Origin of the sequence: Clostridium sp. BNL1100, from assembly GCF_000244875.1 — a bacterium.
In the GTDB taxonomy this organism is placed as follows: domain Bacteria; phylum Bacillota; class Clostridia; order Acetivibrionales; family DSM-1351; genus Ruminiclostridium.
In genome coordinates, this window is the sequence record NC_016791.1 from 2,502,042 (window position 1) to 2,517,477 (window position 15,436).

Below are 15,436 nucleotides of genomic sequence, written 5' to 3' on the forward strand. Positions count from 1 at the left end.
TTAATATTGTTTATATTTATACTATATCAATATTATTGATTCGTCAATGTGTAAATAAAAAAAGTGTTGATTTTCGTTTATATCCATAGTATACTGAAACCAATATATAAAGGAGTGTTAATTATGAGTGCTTTTCATGAAAGATTAAAATTATTGAGAGATGAATCAGGTAAGACACAGGCTGAAATAGCTGCAGCGTTGGGCTTAACTCCACAGGCTTTATCATATTATTTTAATGGCAGAGAACCTGGATATGATCTTTTAGCAAGACTAGCAAAACACTTTAATGTTTCTACTGATTACTTACTAGGCATTAGTGAAAATAGAAATAACGCAGAAGTTATAAAAACAAATGGTCTTTTCTTTAAACTTTTTAAGATGTTGGATGCTAATGAGGATATGAAAGAAAATATGTTCAATATTGTTAAAAATATGAATTCAAGTATATTTAGTTACGCTGAAAAAAACTATATCAATAATAATTTTACGGACTTATTGTTTTTATACAATATTGCCTTAGTAAATTTAATAAATATAAAACCAAACCTAAAGTCTGCCGAGGAATCGTATGCAAAATTATCATTGGATTCTGCTTTTAATTTTGTCCAGATAGTAACAAGAGGTACACTATCAGATACTATTGCAAGCATAAACTCATTAATTAACGATATGTGTAATGTTTTAGATGCTGATGAAAAAGCCGAGCGACCTATAATTAAAGACGATATGAGTGAAGAAATTATCAATAGTTATTTAAATGATATTCAGTCTTACAATAGCGATAACCCTTCGAAGGGAGACGAGTAATCTATGGCCAGCATGAGACAAAGAGGAGAAAACTCATATCAGGTAACTGTTTCAAATGGATACGATAGTAAAGGCAAAAAACTCCTAAAAACAAGGACAATAAATTTAGACCCCAAATTAACAGAAAAACAAAAAGAAAAAGAACTTCAAAAACGAGTTGTATTATTTGAACAAGAAGTAAAATCCGGCTCTTACTATGAACCAACTAAAATGACTATGTCTGAATTTATTGGATTGTGGCTTGATAAGAAGAAAAATAACATTGAAAGTAAGACACATCAAGGTTATTCCGGACTATTAAAAGGTAGGGTTTTAAAAGTTATGGGTGATACTAAGTTAATAGACTTAAAACCTCTTCATCTTATTAACTTTTACGAGAATCTTCAAGAAGTAGGCATCAGAGAAGATGGCCGGGAAGGGAAATTATCGGCTAATTCTATTTTACATTATCATAGAGCTTTAAATGCCATGTTTGGTGACGGTGTTCGTTGGGGACTTATTAAAGAAAACCCATGTTCAAAGGTTAGACCGCCTAAAGTAGTAAAAAAAGAAATGAGTTGTCTTGACGAAGACCAGATTCCACAACTAATAAACGCCTTAAGGAAGGAACCTATAGACATAAGTACTTTTATAACACTAGACTTGGTAACGGGGTTAAGACGTGGAGAGTTATGTGGGCTTCAGTGGGATAATATTGATTTAAAAAATAATACAATAGTAGTTGAACAGGCTGTAAGCTATACACCTGAGACCGGTACTATAATAAAAACTCCGAAAACCAAGTCATCTATTAGAATGATTACTATTCCTAAAACAACAAGTTACCTACTATCTCTATATCGTAAATGGTGGTTGGAACAAAAAATAAAAGTAGGCGACCTATGGCAAAAATCCGCTAGAGAAGATGCTGAAAAGAATGGAGAAACCTGGGAAGATCCTGAGTATTTATTTACTACTTGGAACGGTTATGTTATGCATCCAGACACATTAACTAAAACTTTTAAAAAATTTATTAAAAGAAACAATTTGCCGGATATAAGGCTCCACGACCTAAGACATACAGCTGCTACAATGTTAATCCATGCAGGATTAAACATCAGGGCTGTTGCCGCTAGAATGGGACATGAAAACCCTAATGTTACATTAGCAATATACTCACATGCATTGCTCAGTGCAGACAAGCAAGCCGCTGACGTAATGGGAAATTTGATAAAAAAGAAACCCAAAAAAGAAAAAGCTAAATAAGTATTATAACTAAAACCTTAGGACATTTCGTTTATGAAGTGTCTTTATATTTTATAAATTCTTATAAAACTCAGTATCTTTAGTAGTCAAATAGTAGCCAAATCAATCGTCAACAATAAAATATACTTAAAAGCAAAACCCCTCAAAGCTTTATGCCTCAAGGGGTTTAAATGGAGCTGGTAAGCGGAATCGAACCGCTGACCTGCTGATTACGAATCAGCTGCACTACCGACTGTGCTATACCAGCATACATGCAATTTTCATCTTGCACTCTATATATTAGCACTAAATTCCTGCCAGTTCAATTATTTTTCTAGAATTTGCTTATTAGATAAAGAAGGTATTATATTATAAATAATTTCATGCAAAGCGTTTTCGTCATTACTCACAGTCACTATATCAGCCGCAACTTTAACGCACTCTCTGGCGTTACCGACTGCAATTCCTACATCGGCTAAGCTGATCATTTCAATATCATTATCATAATCACCTACTGCGATAACTGTTTTATCACTGTACTGGTGTGAATTTTTTAATCTCTCTAAAGCCGATCCCTTTGAAATGCCTTTTTTAATAAGCTCAAGATAAAATACCTGTGAAAAAACACTATCTACCTTATCAAGCAAATTAAAACCTTCCAACTTAAACTGTGCTTTTTGAAGAATTTCCGGGCTGTCATACAAAAGTACTTTAATCCAGTCCATTTTCATAACCTCATCAAGTGTAGTTCTGCTGAACACCTGTTTTTCACTCTCAACATAGGGGTCGAGTATATGGTCAGGTGTTATTATGTACATCATTTCAGGCGTGAATATTTCAACTGCCATGTTTTTATAGTTTTTCATACAATAAATAATATATTCCTTAACTGCACTTCTGTCCAGAAATTCCGTACCCAGAAATCTTTCCTCTTGGAAATTGTAAATTCCCCCTCCGTTATATAGGATACAAGGGCCATTCAGGATTAAATTTTCTATGTAGGGACGAATATTGTCCTTTGTACGTCCTGTGGCAACAGCAAAGCTTCCACCATTTTTTGTAAAATAGCTTATTGCATCTAAATTCTCTTGTGATATGAAATGCTGTGAATTTATTAAAGTACCGTCTAAATCGCTTATTATAAGGTATTTATTATAATTAAACATATGACCTCGCAAAATAATTTGTACGCTTTCATGATAATTAAACTATAAAATATAATATGGTTTTCTCTGTAAAAAATCAACTTTTATTTTAGATATGCTACAAAATACAGCTTCCCACATGAGAGATTCATGTGGGAAGCTGGTTTTAAGGAAGTTGGTTCTTGTACTGCTGATTTGAAATTTTATCCGTTTCTTCTACGTATCCCTGATTATCAACTTCATTTGTGTAAAATTCTTCATAATCCGCATATCCAGACATATCCTGAGGGCTATCTGCACTTCCGTATTTTAACAGGTCATTAAATTGATCCAAACCTTCAAACTCGTCGTCTTCTTGCTTATTCAAGTACTTTCTGCCAAATGGGCTTTCAAAAATTTCGTCATACTGCTGATCCGGCGTATTAATCTCTTCTGCCTCTTTATCCTCCTGACATTCCATACAAAACCTGGCAGTCGGCACAACTTCCAGCCTCTCCGGATTTATATCCTTTTTACAGTTTTCACAAACACCATAGGTTCCGTTATCTATTTTTTTCAAAGCAAGCTTAATATCATTAAGTTTTGTCTGTTCATGGACTTTTAGAGCCAGATTCATCTCCAGTGTATATAGCTCGCTTCCCAGTTCTGCAGGATGATTATCGTAATTTGACAGCTCCAAAGAAGTATAATTGCTCATTTCCCCCTGGTCTAAATCCCTCATTTGTTCCAATGCAGTGTCAGCCCTTTTTGCTTCGGTTATAAGCTTATCTTTGTAATGCAACAGCTGATTCTTGTCCATATGATTCCTCCTATGTTCATCTGTCATCTAACATTTCTACTGCTGCTTTGCACAATCTTCACTATATCACTTATAAATTGTCCGATGTATGGAAGATTTATTTTTACTATAATATTTAAAAAGTATATGGCAATTGCTCCTAGAATAGTAAAACCTATAGCTATTCCAAAGCCTCTTGCCAGACCACTTACAAAATTGGCCCATAGCATTTTTCTCGGATGTTCAAGATAATAAACGTAATCTACGAATTTCATCTTCTCCATTTTAAGAGACAAATTATCAACTTTTTTTGACAGTTCACTAATTAAATGATTGTTGTTGGCCATATTTTTATAAGTACTCCCTCCACATGAAAACAATTTAAAACTTTTCACTATAATTATGGTTGTTCTGTTTAGCTTTATTTATTCGTAAGAAATTTTTCTAAAACATACAAAAAAGCATATTAACCGTATTATCAAATACTAAAACGGTTAATATGCTTAATCAAAATTTTTTAATATTAATTGGCCAAATCAGAAAGAACCTTTTTAATCAATCCGCTGTCTTCAATGGTACACTGGAAAACCTCTCCAATTCTACGTGGTAAAACAAACTTTAGCCTATTGTCTTTTACCTTTTTATCGTAAAATATCTGGTTGTATACTCTCTCAACATCCAGTCCCGGCAAAGAAACGGGAAGTCCAAGTTTTACAAGAATGGCTTTAACCTGATTAACTGTTTGCTCACCCAAAATTTCCATGTAATGCGCCATTTTGTATGCTCCAACTATTCCGATAGACACACATTCTCCATGCAAAAGCCTGAAATTTTCAACTGTTTCAATGGCATGACCAATTGTGTGACCCAAATTAAGAATAGCCCTTAAGTCGTCCTCTTTTTCGTCCTGTTCAACAACATAGCCTTTTATGGAACAATTCTTTTTAGCCAGATATTGTAGTACATTTTCATCAAATTTAAAAATTTTATCAGTGTTGTAATTAATATAATCACAATATTCTTCATCCATAATCAAGCCATGTTTGATTACTTCGGCAAGACCTGCAGAAATCTCTCTCTTAGGCAGTGTCTTAATAGTATTTACATTAATAAACACTGCTTTAGGCTGATAAAATGCACCCACAATGTTCTTATGCCCATTGAAATCAACCCCGGTTTTACCTCCAACACTGCTATCTGCCTGAGCCAATAGTGATGTGGGTATCTGTACAAAGTTGATACCTCTCATATAGGTGGCAGCGGCAAAGCCGACAATATCGCCGACTACACCGCCTCCAAGTGCCAGCGCAATACTGCTTCTGTCCAGCTTGCACTCTGCCATTTTATTATATATACCATAAACTGCCTCAAGTGTCTTATTATTCTCACCGGGCTTCAGAACATGCTTGTTAACCTCTATTCCGCTGTCTTGAAGTACTTTCATACACTCATCAGAATAATAGTTATCAACATTCTCGTCGGTAACCAACAGTGCTTTGTTACCCTGTCTGAATGATAGGACAATTTTCCCAAGTTCCTGAAAGTCTGTTGCAATACAAATAGGATAACTTCTTTCCTTTAGATTTATAGTATGTCTAATCATAATATGTCTCCCAAATCTGATATGCTTTATTAACCTACTATATCAGCACATCTCTTACAAAGTGTCGGGTGTTTTTCGTCCTTGCCCACAAATTCGCTGAACATCCAGCATCTTTCACACTTATCTCCAGGTGCCTGTTCAACCGAAACCTTTATTCCGGGCATTTCCTCTCCCTTTTGAGCAGCAGCCGGAGCATCAGCAAGATTTTTAATTTCGACAGCTGAAACTATGAACACGGTAACAAGGTCGCTTTCAATGCTCTTTATAAACTCAAGACTTTCTCCATCAGCATATAAAGTTACTTTTGCATTTAGAGAATGGCCTATGGTTTTGTTAGCTCTTGCTATTTCCAGTGCCTTTGAAACATCTGACCTAAGCTCGAATATTTTTTCCCACTTTTCTGACAGTTCTGTATTTACATACTTTTCATTTACCTGTGGCCAGCTGTTCAACTGAACACTTTCAGTATCATCGTCTGCTCTGTGAGGCATGTACTGCCATATTTCTTCAGTAGTAAATGCAAGAACCGGAGTCAACATTCTTACAAGGTTATGAAGGATCTCATACATTACAGTCTGAGCTGCTCTTCTTTCCTTTGAGTCAGCATTTGAAGTATAAAGTCTGTCCTTTATTATATCCAGATAGAAGTTACTCATGTCAACAACACAGAAATTGTGTATAGCATGGAACATCAAATGGAATTCATATGTGTCATAGGCCTCATTTACCCTCTTTATGAGGTTATTCATCCTGCTCAATGCCCATTTGTCCAGTTCATTAAGTTCATTGTAATCAACACTATCTGTGTCTGGGTTAAAATCATTTATATTACCAAGAATATATCTTGCAGTATTCCTTATCTTTCTATAAACCTCTGACAGCTGCTTCAACAAATCCTTTGAAATTCTTATATCAGTTGTGTAATCGGAAGAAGCAACCCAAAGTCTTAGTATATCTGCTCCATACTCCTTAATAACATCTGCAGGGTCGATACCGTTTCCAAGCGACTTAGACATCTTACGGCCTTCGCCGTCAACAACATAACCGTGTGTCAGTACTTTTCTGTAAGGTGCATTTCCCTTTGTAGCCACAGATGTAAGAAGTGAGGATTGGAACCATCCTCTATGCTGGTCACTTCCTTCAAGGTACAGGTCTGCCGGCCAGGATAATCCTTCTCTGTTTTCGAGAACCGCTACATGGCTGGAACCTGAATCAAACCAAACATCCATAATATCTGTTTCTTTTGAAAATTCGTGATGTCCACATTCACATTTAGTTCCCTTTGGAAGAATCTCTGAAGCGTCCATAGCATACCATGCATTTGATCCCTTTTCTCTGAAAAGATCAGCCACAGCCTTTATGGATTCATCAGTTATTAATTCCTTACCACAGTCTTTACAGTAGAATATCGGAATCGGCACACCCCAGATACGCTGTCTGGAAATACACCAGTCTCCTCTATCCCTTACCATGTTAGTAATTCTTTCTTCTCCCCATTCAGGTATCCATTTTACATCTTTGATTGCTTTCAATGCTTCTTTTCTGAACCCGTCAATGGATGCAAACCATTGTTCGGTAGCACGGAATATGATTGGGTCTTTGCATCTCCAACAATGGGGATATTGGTGAGTAATCTTCTCGGAAGCTAAAAGTCTGCCATCCTGGGTCAATTTTTCAATAATTGCAGGATTGGATTTCTTGTAGAACATTCCCGCAAACGGTCCTGCCTCTTTAGTCAGGAAGCCCTTGCTGTCAACAGGAACCAATACAGGAATCTTGTATTTCTGGCATACAAGAAAGTCTTCCGCACCATGTCCGGGAGCAGTATGAACACAACCAGTACCTGCTTCAAGGGTAACATGGTCTCCAAGAATAACTATTGAATCCCTGTCCAGGAACGGATGCTTGCAAAGAATTCCCTCAAGCTCGCTTCCTTTGAACTTTGCAACGGTTTCATATTCTGTTATAGCAGCAGCCTTCATGGTATTTTCCACAAGTTCTGCAGCAAGTACATAGTATTCATCGTTTGCCTTTACAACAGAGTATTCAAATGACTCATTCAAACAAATTGCAAGGTTTGCAGGCAAAGTCCATGTAGTTGTTGTCCATATTACAAAGTTAATCTTTTCCTTCGGTGCAACACCTTGGAAAATTCCCTTGTCATCCCTTACCTGGAACTTAACATAAATTGAAACGGTAGTATCGTCCGCATATTCAATTTCAGCTTCAGCCAGAGCGGTTTCACACTCAGGGCACCAGTATACAGGCTTCAACCCCTTGTATATATGGCCCTTCTTAGCCATTTCACCAAATACTTCTATCTGTTTTGCTTCAAACTCTGGTTTCAGCGTTATATAAGGATGTTCCCAGTCAGCCCTTACACCCAGTCGTTTGAAAGATTCTCTCTGTATATCCAGGTACTTCATGGCAAAGCCTTCACATGCCTCTCTGAAAACAACAGGACCAACTTCATGCCTCTTTAGCCCCAATTCCTTGATGGCTCTCTGTTCGATGGGAAGTCCGTGTGTATCCCAGCCCGGAACATATGGAGTATAGTATCCTGACATACTTTTATACTTTACAACGATATCCTTTAATACCTTATTCAAAGTAGTTCCAAGGTGAATACCTCCATTTGCGTACGGGGGTCCATCATGAAGTATAAAGGAAGGCTTTCCTTCTGCTTTTTTTAATTGCTTATTATAAATATCCATGTCTTCCCATTTTTTTAGGAATTCTGGTTCCCTTTGAGGAAGGTTTGCCCTCATGGGGAAGTCAGTTTGTGGTAGATTTAAAGATTTTCCATAATCTTCTGCCATTTCTATTACCTCCGGTTAAATATAGTAAATTAATTATTCTAAAATATAATAAAGCCCCGTTCCATCAAAGGGACGAGGCTATTTTCGCGGTACCACCCAAATTATTTTGTAGCATGAAAAATAATAACATGACAATAATCACTTCGTTTTATAACGGCTCATCACCGGCACACCCTACTTCAATTTATGTCCTATACATTTTTATTGAATTTCAGGCTGCAACTCATGGATGATTTTCAAAAGCTTGAACCTGCGGAAATCCCACCACGCTTCCGCTCTCTGTGAAGCCAACTGCTTTCTACTCTTTCCAATCATCATATTTAGAATATTTTATATTAAATTAATAATACATCAATTACCCAACCGCCGTCAAGGCTACTATTTTAATTTTTACCACTAAACGACTCTCTTATAATTAAAAATCACATAATCAAATCGTTTGAATAAAATGTAATGTACTTTATATTTAGGAGCACAAAATGCATTTTGACTTTGATGAACTCATTTTTAATCTAAAAAAGAATAACTATAAACGTATCGGTTCGGGTTCATGTCGGAACGTTTATGACTTAGGCAATGGTTATGTAGTTAAGGTAGCAAAGGATGTCAGAGGCATTTTACAGAATGAAACCGAGTATTCTACTTACCGTTCATGTAAGTCAGACTTCTTTGCAGAAATTGCTGCTGCTTCTGAAAATCATAGGTATCTTATAATGGTAAAAGCTAAAAAAATCACTGATATTAGAATAGTTTTAAGGTACTACAAAGTACAAACTATGAGTGACCTTATTAAAAGGCCATTGTTTGAGGAAGATATAGAAAGTAAAAAAATAGGCAGTGGTGACTTAAAGAGAGCATCAAGCTGGGGAATCGTTAACGATGTCCCCGTCTTGATTGATTATGGATTAAGCCAAAGTACCTATAAAAAATATTACAGAAACAAGCTTTTCGGAAGATTCAGACGGCTTAACTATTCTTCTTGATAATTATTTTTAAGACACTTTTCCAAAATCGCCATACCTTCACTTATTTGGTCAATTCCTGCTGATGCAAAACTAAGTCTTATATAATCATCACAGTTTTTGTGTATATTATCATAAAATATATCCGATGGAATAAACACAAGACCATTTTTTTTGCACTTTTGATAAAAAAGCTTTGCTGAGAGATAACGTGGCAATTTTACCCAGAAGTACAACCCTCCACCTGGTCTTTCATATTTCAGTCCATATTTTCTCAGTCTTTCCAAGCCGGTAAGCATAAACTCAAACCTGCCTCTGTAAATCTCCTTCATATACTGCAAATGTTCGTCCCACTTTTCGCTTCTGAAATATAAGTCAAGGGACCTTTGTATCAATCCGGATGAAGAAATATCACTTGTATGCTTTATTTTAGTAAAATCATCAATTAAATTTTTAGGTATAACCATGCTTCCTACTCTTAAGCCCGGCATAAGGATTTTTGAAAAGCTTTTTAAATAAATTACATACTCGTTGTCTTTATCCAGAGCCTTCAGAGACGTAGGCTTTTCCTTTTCAAAATATAACTCCGACATAGAATCATCTTCAACAACATACATGTTATTCTCTTTCGCTAGAAGCATCAGTCTTTCAAGCTTTTCCTGACTATAGCACACCGTAGTTGGATTCTGATACCTTGTCATGACATATACAAATTTGGGTTTGCATATACGAATCTTTTTTTCAAGTTCTTCCATGTCCATTCCATCTTTATCCATGTTTACACTGACAATCCTTGCACCTCTTGATTTAAATGCTGCAACAGCACCATCATAAGTAGGAGTTTCTGTTACAACATAATCTCCGGGGTTTAAAAGTACTTTGCCTATAATATCTATACCCTGCTGTGCTCCTGAAACAATTTGGAGAAAACTCTCATTTTCAACGGAAATAGAATACTCCCTGTTAAAATAATCAAGAATTGACTGCCTCAATGGCCTGTAGCCATTACTCTCGTCATACCCGAAGGCAAAGCCTTTGTCCCTTTCCAACACCTCATTTATACAAGCTTTAAATGATTCAATAGGAAAAATTGACGGGTGTGGGGTTGCACTTGCAAAGTTAATAACAGAGGTATCCTTGAACAATCCAAGATCACTGGAAAAATGTGTATCCAGCTTTCCGGTTTTTGTATTTGAAACAAAATATCCGCTTCCTTTTTTGGCTGTTATATAGCTGTTGCTCTCAAGCTGTTTATATGCATTAACTATTGTACTCGTATTTACTCCCAATTGGGAAGCGAGACTCCTTATTGCAGGAAGACGCTCTCCAGGTTTCATTTCGCCCTGTGAAATCTGTTCTCTGATGCTGTTAAATAGCTGTAAATACTTTGGTTGCTCATCATTTGTTAATTGTATCGATACAATTTTCATACTGCCTCCACCTTCACATTAACTGACACAAGCTCTAAATTTATATTATACATTTGAAATACTCCATTTTATCTGTGTATTCAAGTAAAAAGCCATTTTATTTTTTTTGAAATTCATATTGACATTTAATTTTCTTTGTGTAAAAATGTACGAAATTTAGCCGCAATCACTTATAAGTGTATCGGTACAATTAGTATATTCTATTTATAAATAAAAGTAAAGGAGTATGTATTATGAATGAGAGATATGAATTAAACAAAAATCTTGCACAGATGCTCAAAGGCGGAGTAATAATGGATGTAGTAAATGCAAAGGAAGCCGAAATTGCACAAAAAGCCGGTGCCGTTGCAGTAATGGCACTTGAAAGAGTTCCTTCAGACATAAGAAAAGCCGGAGGAGTTGCAAGAATGTCCGACCCAAAAATGATAAAAGATATACAAAGCGCCGTATCAATTCCTGTTATGGCCAAGGTTAGAATAGGACATTTTGTTGAAGCACAGGTACTTGAAGCCCTTTCAATCGACTATATTGATGAAAGCGAAGTATTAACCCCCGCCGACGAAGAATTTCACATAGATAAGCATACATTTAAGGTTCCATTTGTATGCGGTGCAAAAAATCTCGGAGAAGCTCTCAGAAGAATTGGTGAAGGTGCATCCATGATAAGAACAAAAGGTGAAGCCGGCACCGGGAATGTTGTTGAAGCTGTCAGACATATGAGAACTGTAACAAACGAAATCAGAAAGGTTCAGAGTGCATCCAAACAGGAACTTATGACCATAGCAAAAGAATTCGCTGCTCCATATGACCTTGTGCTCTATGTTCATGAAAACGGTAAACTTCCTGTTATTAACTTTGCAGCAGGCGGAATCGCAACTCCCGCAGATGCAGCATTAATGATGCAGCTTGGATGCGACGGTGTTTTCGTTGGTTCAGGGATATTCAAATCTTCAGATCCTGCCAAAAGAGCTCAGGCTATTGTAAAGGCAACTACTTATTATAATGATCCCAAAATTATAGCAGAAGTTTCAGAAGAGTTGGGTACTGCAATGGATTCCATTGATGTAAGAGAACTGTCAGGCAACAGCCTGTACGCCTCCAGAGGATGGTAAGCTTACAGAAAGGGATAAAAATGAAAAAAATAGGTGTATTAGGTTTGCAGGGTGCTGTCTCGGAGCATTTGGAGAAACTATCCAAAATACCAAATGTAGAGCCATGTAGTGTAAAATATAAAGAAGACATTGATACAATAGACGGACTTATTATTCCCGGTGGTGAAAGCACTACAATTGGAAGGCTTATTTGTGATTTCAGTTTGACAGAACCAATAAAAACAAGAATAAACTCAGGGATGCCTGTATGGGGAACCTGTGCTGGCATGATTATTCTTGCAAAAGAAATCACAAATGACCACCGCCGTCATCTGGAAGTAATGGACATAAACGTTATAAGAAACGGGTATGGGAGGCAGCTGGATAGCTTTACTACGGAAGTTTCCCTTCCGGCTCTTTCCTCTGAAAAAATTCCTTTGGTATTTATAAGAGCACCCTATGTGGTTAATGTAGCTCCACAGGTGGAGGTTCTCCTTCGTGTAAACGAAAATATAGTTGCATGCAGACAAAACAATATGCTGGCCACATCCTTTCATCCGGAACTTACAAATGACCTTAGTTTTCACAGGTATTTTTCAGAAATGGTCTAAAAACATATATTAAAAGGCATATTAACCAAATTTATATTGGTTAATATGCCTTTTCTTGCTTTGTTTCTTATTTACTGTTTTCAATACCGGAAAGCATCTCATTAATATTTTCAGTATTCGTTGAGCCTGATTTTTTGGCTTCCTCAAGCTCCTGCTTGGCTTTATCAAATTCTTTTGTATTATAGTATATGACACCCAGCAGATAATGTCCGTCAGCCGGACTTAGTTCCGCTAAAGCCTTTGAATTCTGAATCCCCTCATCAAGTTTTCCCTGACCTACTTCAGCCCTGATTAATGACCATAATACCCTAATCTTTGTATTTTTGTCGGATGGGTTCAACTCAAGAATTTCCTCTGCCTTTTTTTCCGACTCCGGCCAGTTATTCTGAATATCAAACTGCTCCAGTGCAGCAAGCTTAGGAGAAAGAACATTTATATCATTATTAAAGCCGTAAAATAGCATTCCGACTGCAATTGCTGCCACAAGCAAAATCGATGTTGCTTTTTTCAGTAAGGTTTTTCCATTTCTTTCTTGGTAAGAATACACTGCTGCGGTAGTCAGAAATCCTCCCACAAAACCACCTATGTGTGCATGGTTGTCTATTCTCTTGTTCATAAAACCATAAGCAAGGTTTATTACAAGCATAGTAATAAGATTCACACCATAACTGCTTTTTAAAAGAGCAGGACGTCGTAACGAAAAATACAACATAGCACCTACCAAACCAAATATTGCACCTGATGCCCCTACAGAGGAATTCAGCGAGAAGGCAAAACTTGCTGCCGAGCCAATGAAACCCGACACAAAGTAAATAGCCAAAAACCTTCCTCTTCCGAATATTTTTTCCACCTGAGACCCTATAATATAAATGGAATAGCAGTTTACAGCCAAGTGAACAATATCAGCATGGAGAAACATAGGTGCAAAAAATCTCCAATACTGCCCTTCCATAATGAGATTATTTACCTTGGCCCCAAAGGGTTCTAGCTGTTGTTCATAAGCAGTTCCGGTTTTCATGGACACAAGCTGCAACAAGCCATACATAACAATATTTAATGCGATAATAATATATGTCAGCCATGGCGTTTGAACCTTGAATTGTATTTCAAAGTCCTTTTTTCTTTTCTCAATAATGCCTTCTATATCCTGATAATCGGTTTCTCTTCTATCAAGGCCCTTTGAAAAAAATCTTTTAAAAGACTTTACCAATCCGGCATCAAAAGCCGGAACACTGAAATATTTCTCAACCTGTTTTGCAGAAATGTTTAAAGAAATACATTTCAAAAAACGTTTCTCCGAGGTAATATCCATCTGATGTTGCTTTATAATTTCAACTTTATCCATATCAGTTGTGTTTTCAAACAGAAAAACCTTGAAAATATAAGCGTTACTACCTTGAATATTATTCAGCATTGCTGCACCATTTAACATGATGTTCCTGATTTGTTCTATTGTGTATCTGTCTGCATCAATAATTTCAACAAATACAGAAGTTCCCTGAATCTCTCTAATCATACTTGCAATACCATTAGATAAATCAGGCATCTGATTGTCAGCTGATATCAGGTGGTAATAATCCTTTTCCACAAGATATCTAACAAGGGAATTTAAAAAATTATTTTTCATTCGAAATAAATCCTCCAACATTTACAGCCCCGTACTTATAAAGTAATTCATCCACACAGTCAGAAGCCTTAGTAATTACTCCCGCCCTGCCTTTGTATATTCTCAGAGCAGCCTCCAGAGACTTGGGATTGTCCGATTTTAAAACAAATGGCTGTTTCAAGTAAGTCTGAGCTTCCTTTACTACATGAGATAACAGCAGTTCGTCTGCCCCGGCCACATCTACATCAATAGCTATTAATCCATAGTCCTCTTCCATCAAATCCATAGCGGTATCTGTAATGGAAGATACATCTCCTGCCAAAAGGTCTTTTTTCAGAATTTCTTCCTTATTAATATCTATCCATCCAATTTCTGTTTGTTTTATATCTACAAAAGAAATTACTTTTGTAGAGGATGTGATAAAATCTACATTCAAAGGAAAACTTACCGCATTACATTCGCTAACTACCTTTGAAATTTCAGCAATAAATTCAGGTCTTGATCCGCAGCACCCTCCAACAAGCCTTGCTCCATTTTTTATAAATTCATGTGCGTATTTTGCAAATTTTTCAGGAGTTTCATCATAGACCAATTTACCGTCTACTGTCTGAGGAATCCCTGCATTGGGCTTAATACTAAAATTCAAACCAGTCTTTCCGTAGATTTCGGCAACCTTTATCATGTATTCCGGTCCAAAGGAACAATTTGTACCAACCATATCAGCTCCAAGTGAGTGCAGAATGTAAGCACAAACAGCGGGGTCTGAGCCCATCAGCGTTCTTCCGTTCTGCTCATATGAGATTGAACAAATAACAGGTAAGTTACAATTTTCTTTAGCAGCTAAAAGGGCAATTCTCATTTCACTTACATCTGTAAATGTTTCAAAGCTTATAATATCAGCGCCCCCGGCAGTTACAGCAACAACTTGCTCCTTAAATGTATTGTAGGCCTGCTTAAAAGTCAATTCTCCGAATGGCTCCAAGAGTTTTCCCAAAGGGCCTATGGAAGCAGCTACATATCCATTATCCCCCATTACTTCCTTCGCAAGACTAACACCTGCAAAATTAATATCATAATGCTTGTCCTGCAATCCATATTCAGAGAGTTTCATAAGATTGGACTGAAAGGTATTTGACTGAATTACATTCGCCCCTGCATTACGGTATGCCGTATATATCTCCTTGACCTTATCAGGGTGAGTAACATTCCACTCTTCGGGACAAGTTCCTACTTCAAGTCCTTTGCTTTGAAGCATAATCCCCATAGACCCGTCAAACACCAAAACTTTTTTTTCTATATCATTTAAAAAAGACATATATACCTCCATATATAAAAATTGCCAGTATTTAAACTGGCAATT

General features: G+C 36.6%; 13 protein-coding genes, 1 tRNA gene and 1 other annotated feature. Of the genes, 5 read left to right on the forward strand and 9 right to left on the reverse strand.

Going from position 1 to position 15,436, the window contains the following annotated elements; all coding sequences use genetic code 11:
* Positions 1 to 123 precede the first annotated feature (123 nt).
* The gene (locus CLO1100_RS20015) at positions 124 to 807 is read left to right on the forward strand and encodes a helix-turn-helix transcriptional regulator (RefSeq protein WP_014313734.1); all 684 of its coding nucleotides are present in this window, start codon (positions 124 to 126) and stop codon (positions 805 to 807) included.
* Positions 808 to 810: 3 nt separating this feature from the next.
* Entirely contained in the window at positions 811 to 2,052 is a 1,242-nt protein-coding gene (locus CLO1100_RS10520; protein WP_014313735.1) for a site-specific integrase, read from the forward strand.
* A gap of 171 nt (positions 2,053 to 2,223) precedes the next feature.
* Here the strand turns inward: CLO1100_RS10520 and CLO1100_RS10525 are convergent.
* The 6 genes from CLO1100_RS10525 to ileS all read right to left on the reverse strand — a co-directional run bounded on the left by CLO1100_RS10525 (position 2,224) and on the right by ileS (position 8,376).
* A tRNA-Thr gene (locus tag CLO1100_RS10525) sits at positions 2,224 to 2,299 on the reverse strand.
* A 58-nt stretch (positions 2,300 to 2,357) separates the two neighbouring features.
* Entirely contained in the window at positions 2,358 to 3,197 is an 840-nt protein-coding gene (locus CLO1100_RS10530; RefSeq protein ID WP_014313736.1) for a Cof-type HAD-IIB family hydrolase, read from the reverse strand.
* A 145-nt stretch (positions 3,198 to 3,342) separates the two neighbouring features.
* Positions 3,343 to 3,975, reverse strand: coding sequence for a TraR/DksA C4-type zinc finger protein (locus tag CLO1100_RS10535; protein WP_014313737.1), 633 nt, complete (start codon positions 3,973 to 3,975; stop codon positions 3,343 to 3,345).
* Positions 3,976 to 3,998: 23 nt separating this feature from the next.
* Positions 3,999 to 4,301: a DUF5665 domain-containing protein gene (locus CLO1100_RS10540; protein WP_014313738.1), complete on the reverse strand. Its 303-nt coding sequence runs from the start codon at positions 4,299 to 4,301 to the stop codon at positions 3,999 to 4,001.
* A gap of 176 nt (positions 4,302 to 4,477) precedes the next feature.
* Positions 4,478 to 5,557: a 3-dehydroquinate synthase gene (gene aroB, locus CLO1100_RS10545; protein WP_014313739.1), complete on the reverse strand. Its 1,080-nt coding sequence runs from the start codon at positions 5,555 to 5,557 to the stop codon at positions 4,478 to 4,480.
* A gap of 29 nt (positions 5,558 to 5,586) precedes the next feature.
* Positions 5,587 to 8,376 (reverse strand): isoleucine--tRNA ligase, encoded by a 2,790-nt coding sequence (gene ileS, locus CLO1100_RS10550; protein WP_014313740.1) that lies wholly within the window; start codon positions 8,374 to 8,376, stop codon positions 5,587 to 5,589.
* A gap of 65 nt (positions 8,377 to 8,441) precedes the next feature.
* Positions 8,442 to 8,700: a binding site (T-box leader), on the reverse strand.
* Between the two features lie 155 nt (positions 8,701 to 8,855).
* On the opposite strand from ileS, the gene CLO1100_RS10560 reads away from it, so the two are divergent.
* A complete protein-coding gene (locus CLO1100_RS10560) occupies positions 8,856 to 9,359 on the forward strand; it encodes a hypothetical protein (RefSeq protein WP_014313741.1) in 504 nt (167 codons plus the stop codon).
* On the opposite strand, the gene CLO1100_RS10565 is transcribed toward CLO1100_RS10560, so the two are convergent.
* Positions 9,347 to 10,768: a PLP-dependent aminotransferase family protein gene (locus CLO1100_RS10565; protein WP_014313742.1), complete on the reverse strand. Its 1,422-nt coding sequence runs from the start codon at positions 10,766 to 10,768 to the stop codon at positions 9,347 to 9,349. The genes CLO1100_RS10560 and CLO1100_RS10565 overlap by 13 nt on opposite strands.
* Before the next feature lie 233 nt (positions 10,769 to 11,001).
* Here CLO1100_RS10565 and pdxS point away from each other — a divergent pair, with 233 nt between their 5' ends.
* Positions 11,002 to 11,880 (forward strand): pyridoxal 5'-phosphate synthase lyase subunit PdxS, encoded by an 879-nt coding sequence (gene pdxS, locus CLO1100_RS10570; RefSeq protein WP_014313743.1) that lies wholly within the window; start codon positions 11,002 to 11,004, stop codon positions 11,878 to 11,880.
* 20 nt (positions 11,881 to 11,900) lie between these two features.
* The gene (pdxT, locus tag CLO1100_RS10575) at positions 11,901 to 12,470 is read left to right on the forward strand and encodes a pyridoxal 5'-phosphate synthase glutaminase subunit PdxT (RefSeq protein ID WP_014313744.1); all 570 of its coding nucleotides are present in this window, start codon (positions 11,901 to 11,903) and stop codon (positions 12,468 to 12,470) included.
* A gap of 67 nt (positions 12,471 to 12,537) precedes the next feature.
* On the opposite strand, the gene CLO1100_RS10580 is transcribed toward pdxT, so the two are convergent.
* Positions 12,538 to 14,097, reverse strand: a complete 1,560-nt coding sequence (locus CLO1100_RS10580) for a rhomboid family intramembrane serine protease (RefSeq protein ID WP_014313745.1) — start codon at positions 14,095 to 14,097, stop codon at positions 12,538 to 12,540.
* Positions 14,087 to 15,391: a homocysteine S-methyltransferase family protein gene (locus CLO1100_RS10585; RefSeq protein WP_014313746.1), complete on the reverse strand. Its 1,305-nt coding sequence runs from the start codon at positions 15,389 to 15,391 to the stop codon at positions 14,087 to 14,089. Before CLO1100_RS10585 ends, CLO1100_RS10580 begins: the two co-directional genes overlap by 11 nt.
* Positions 15,392 to 15,436 lie beyond the last annotated feature (45 nt).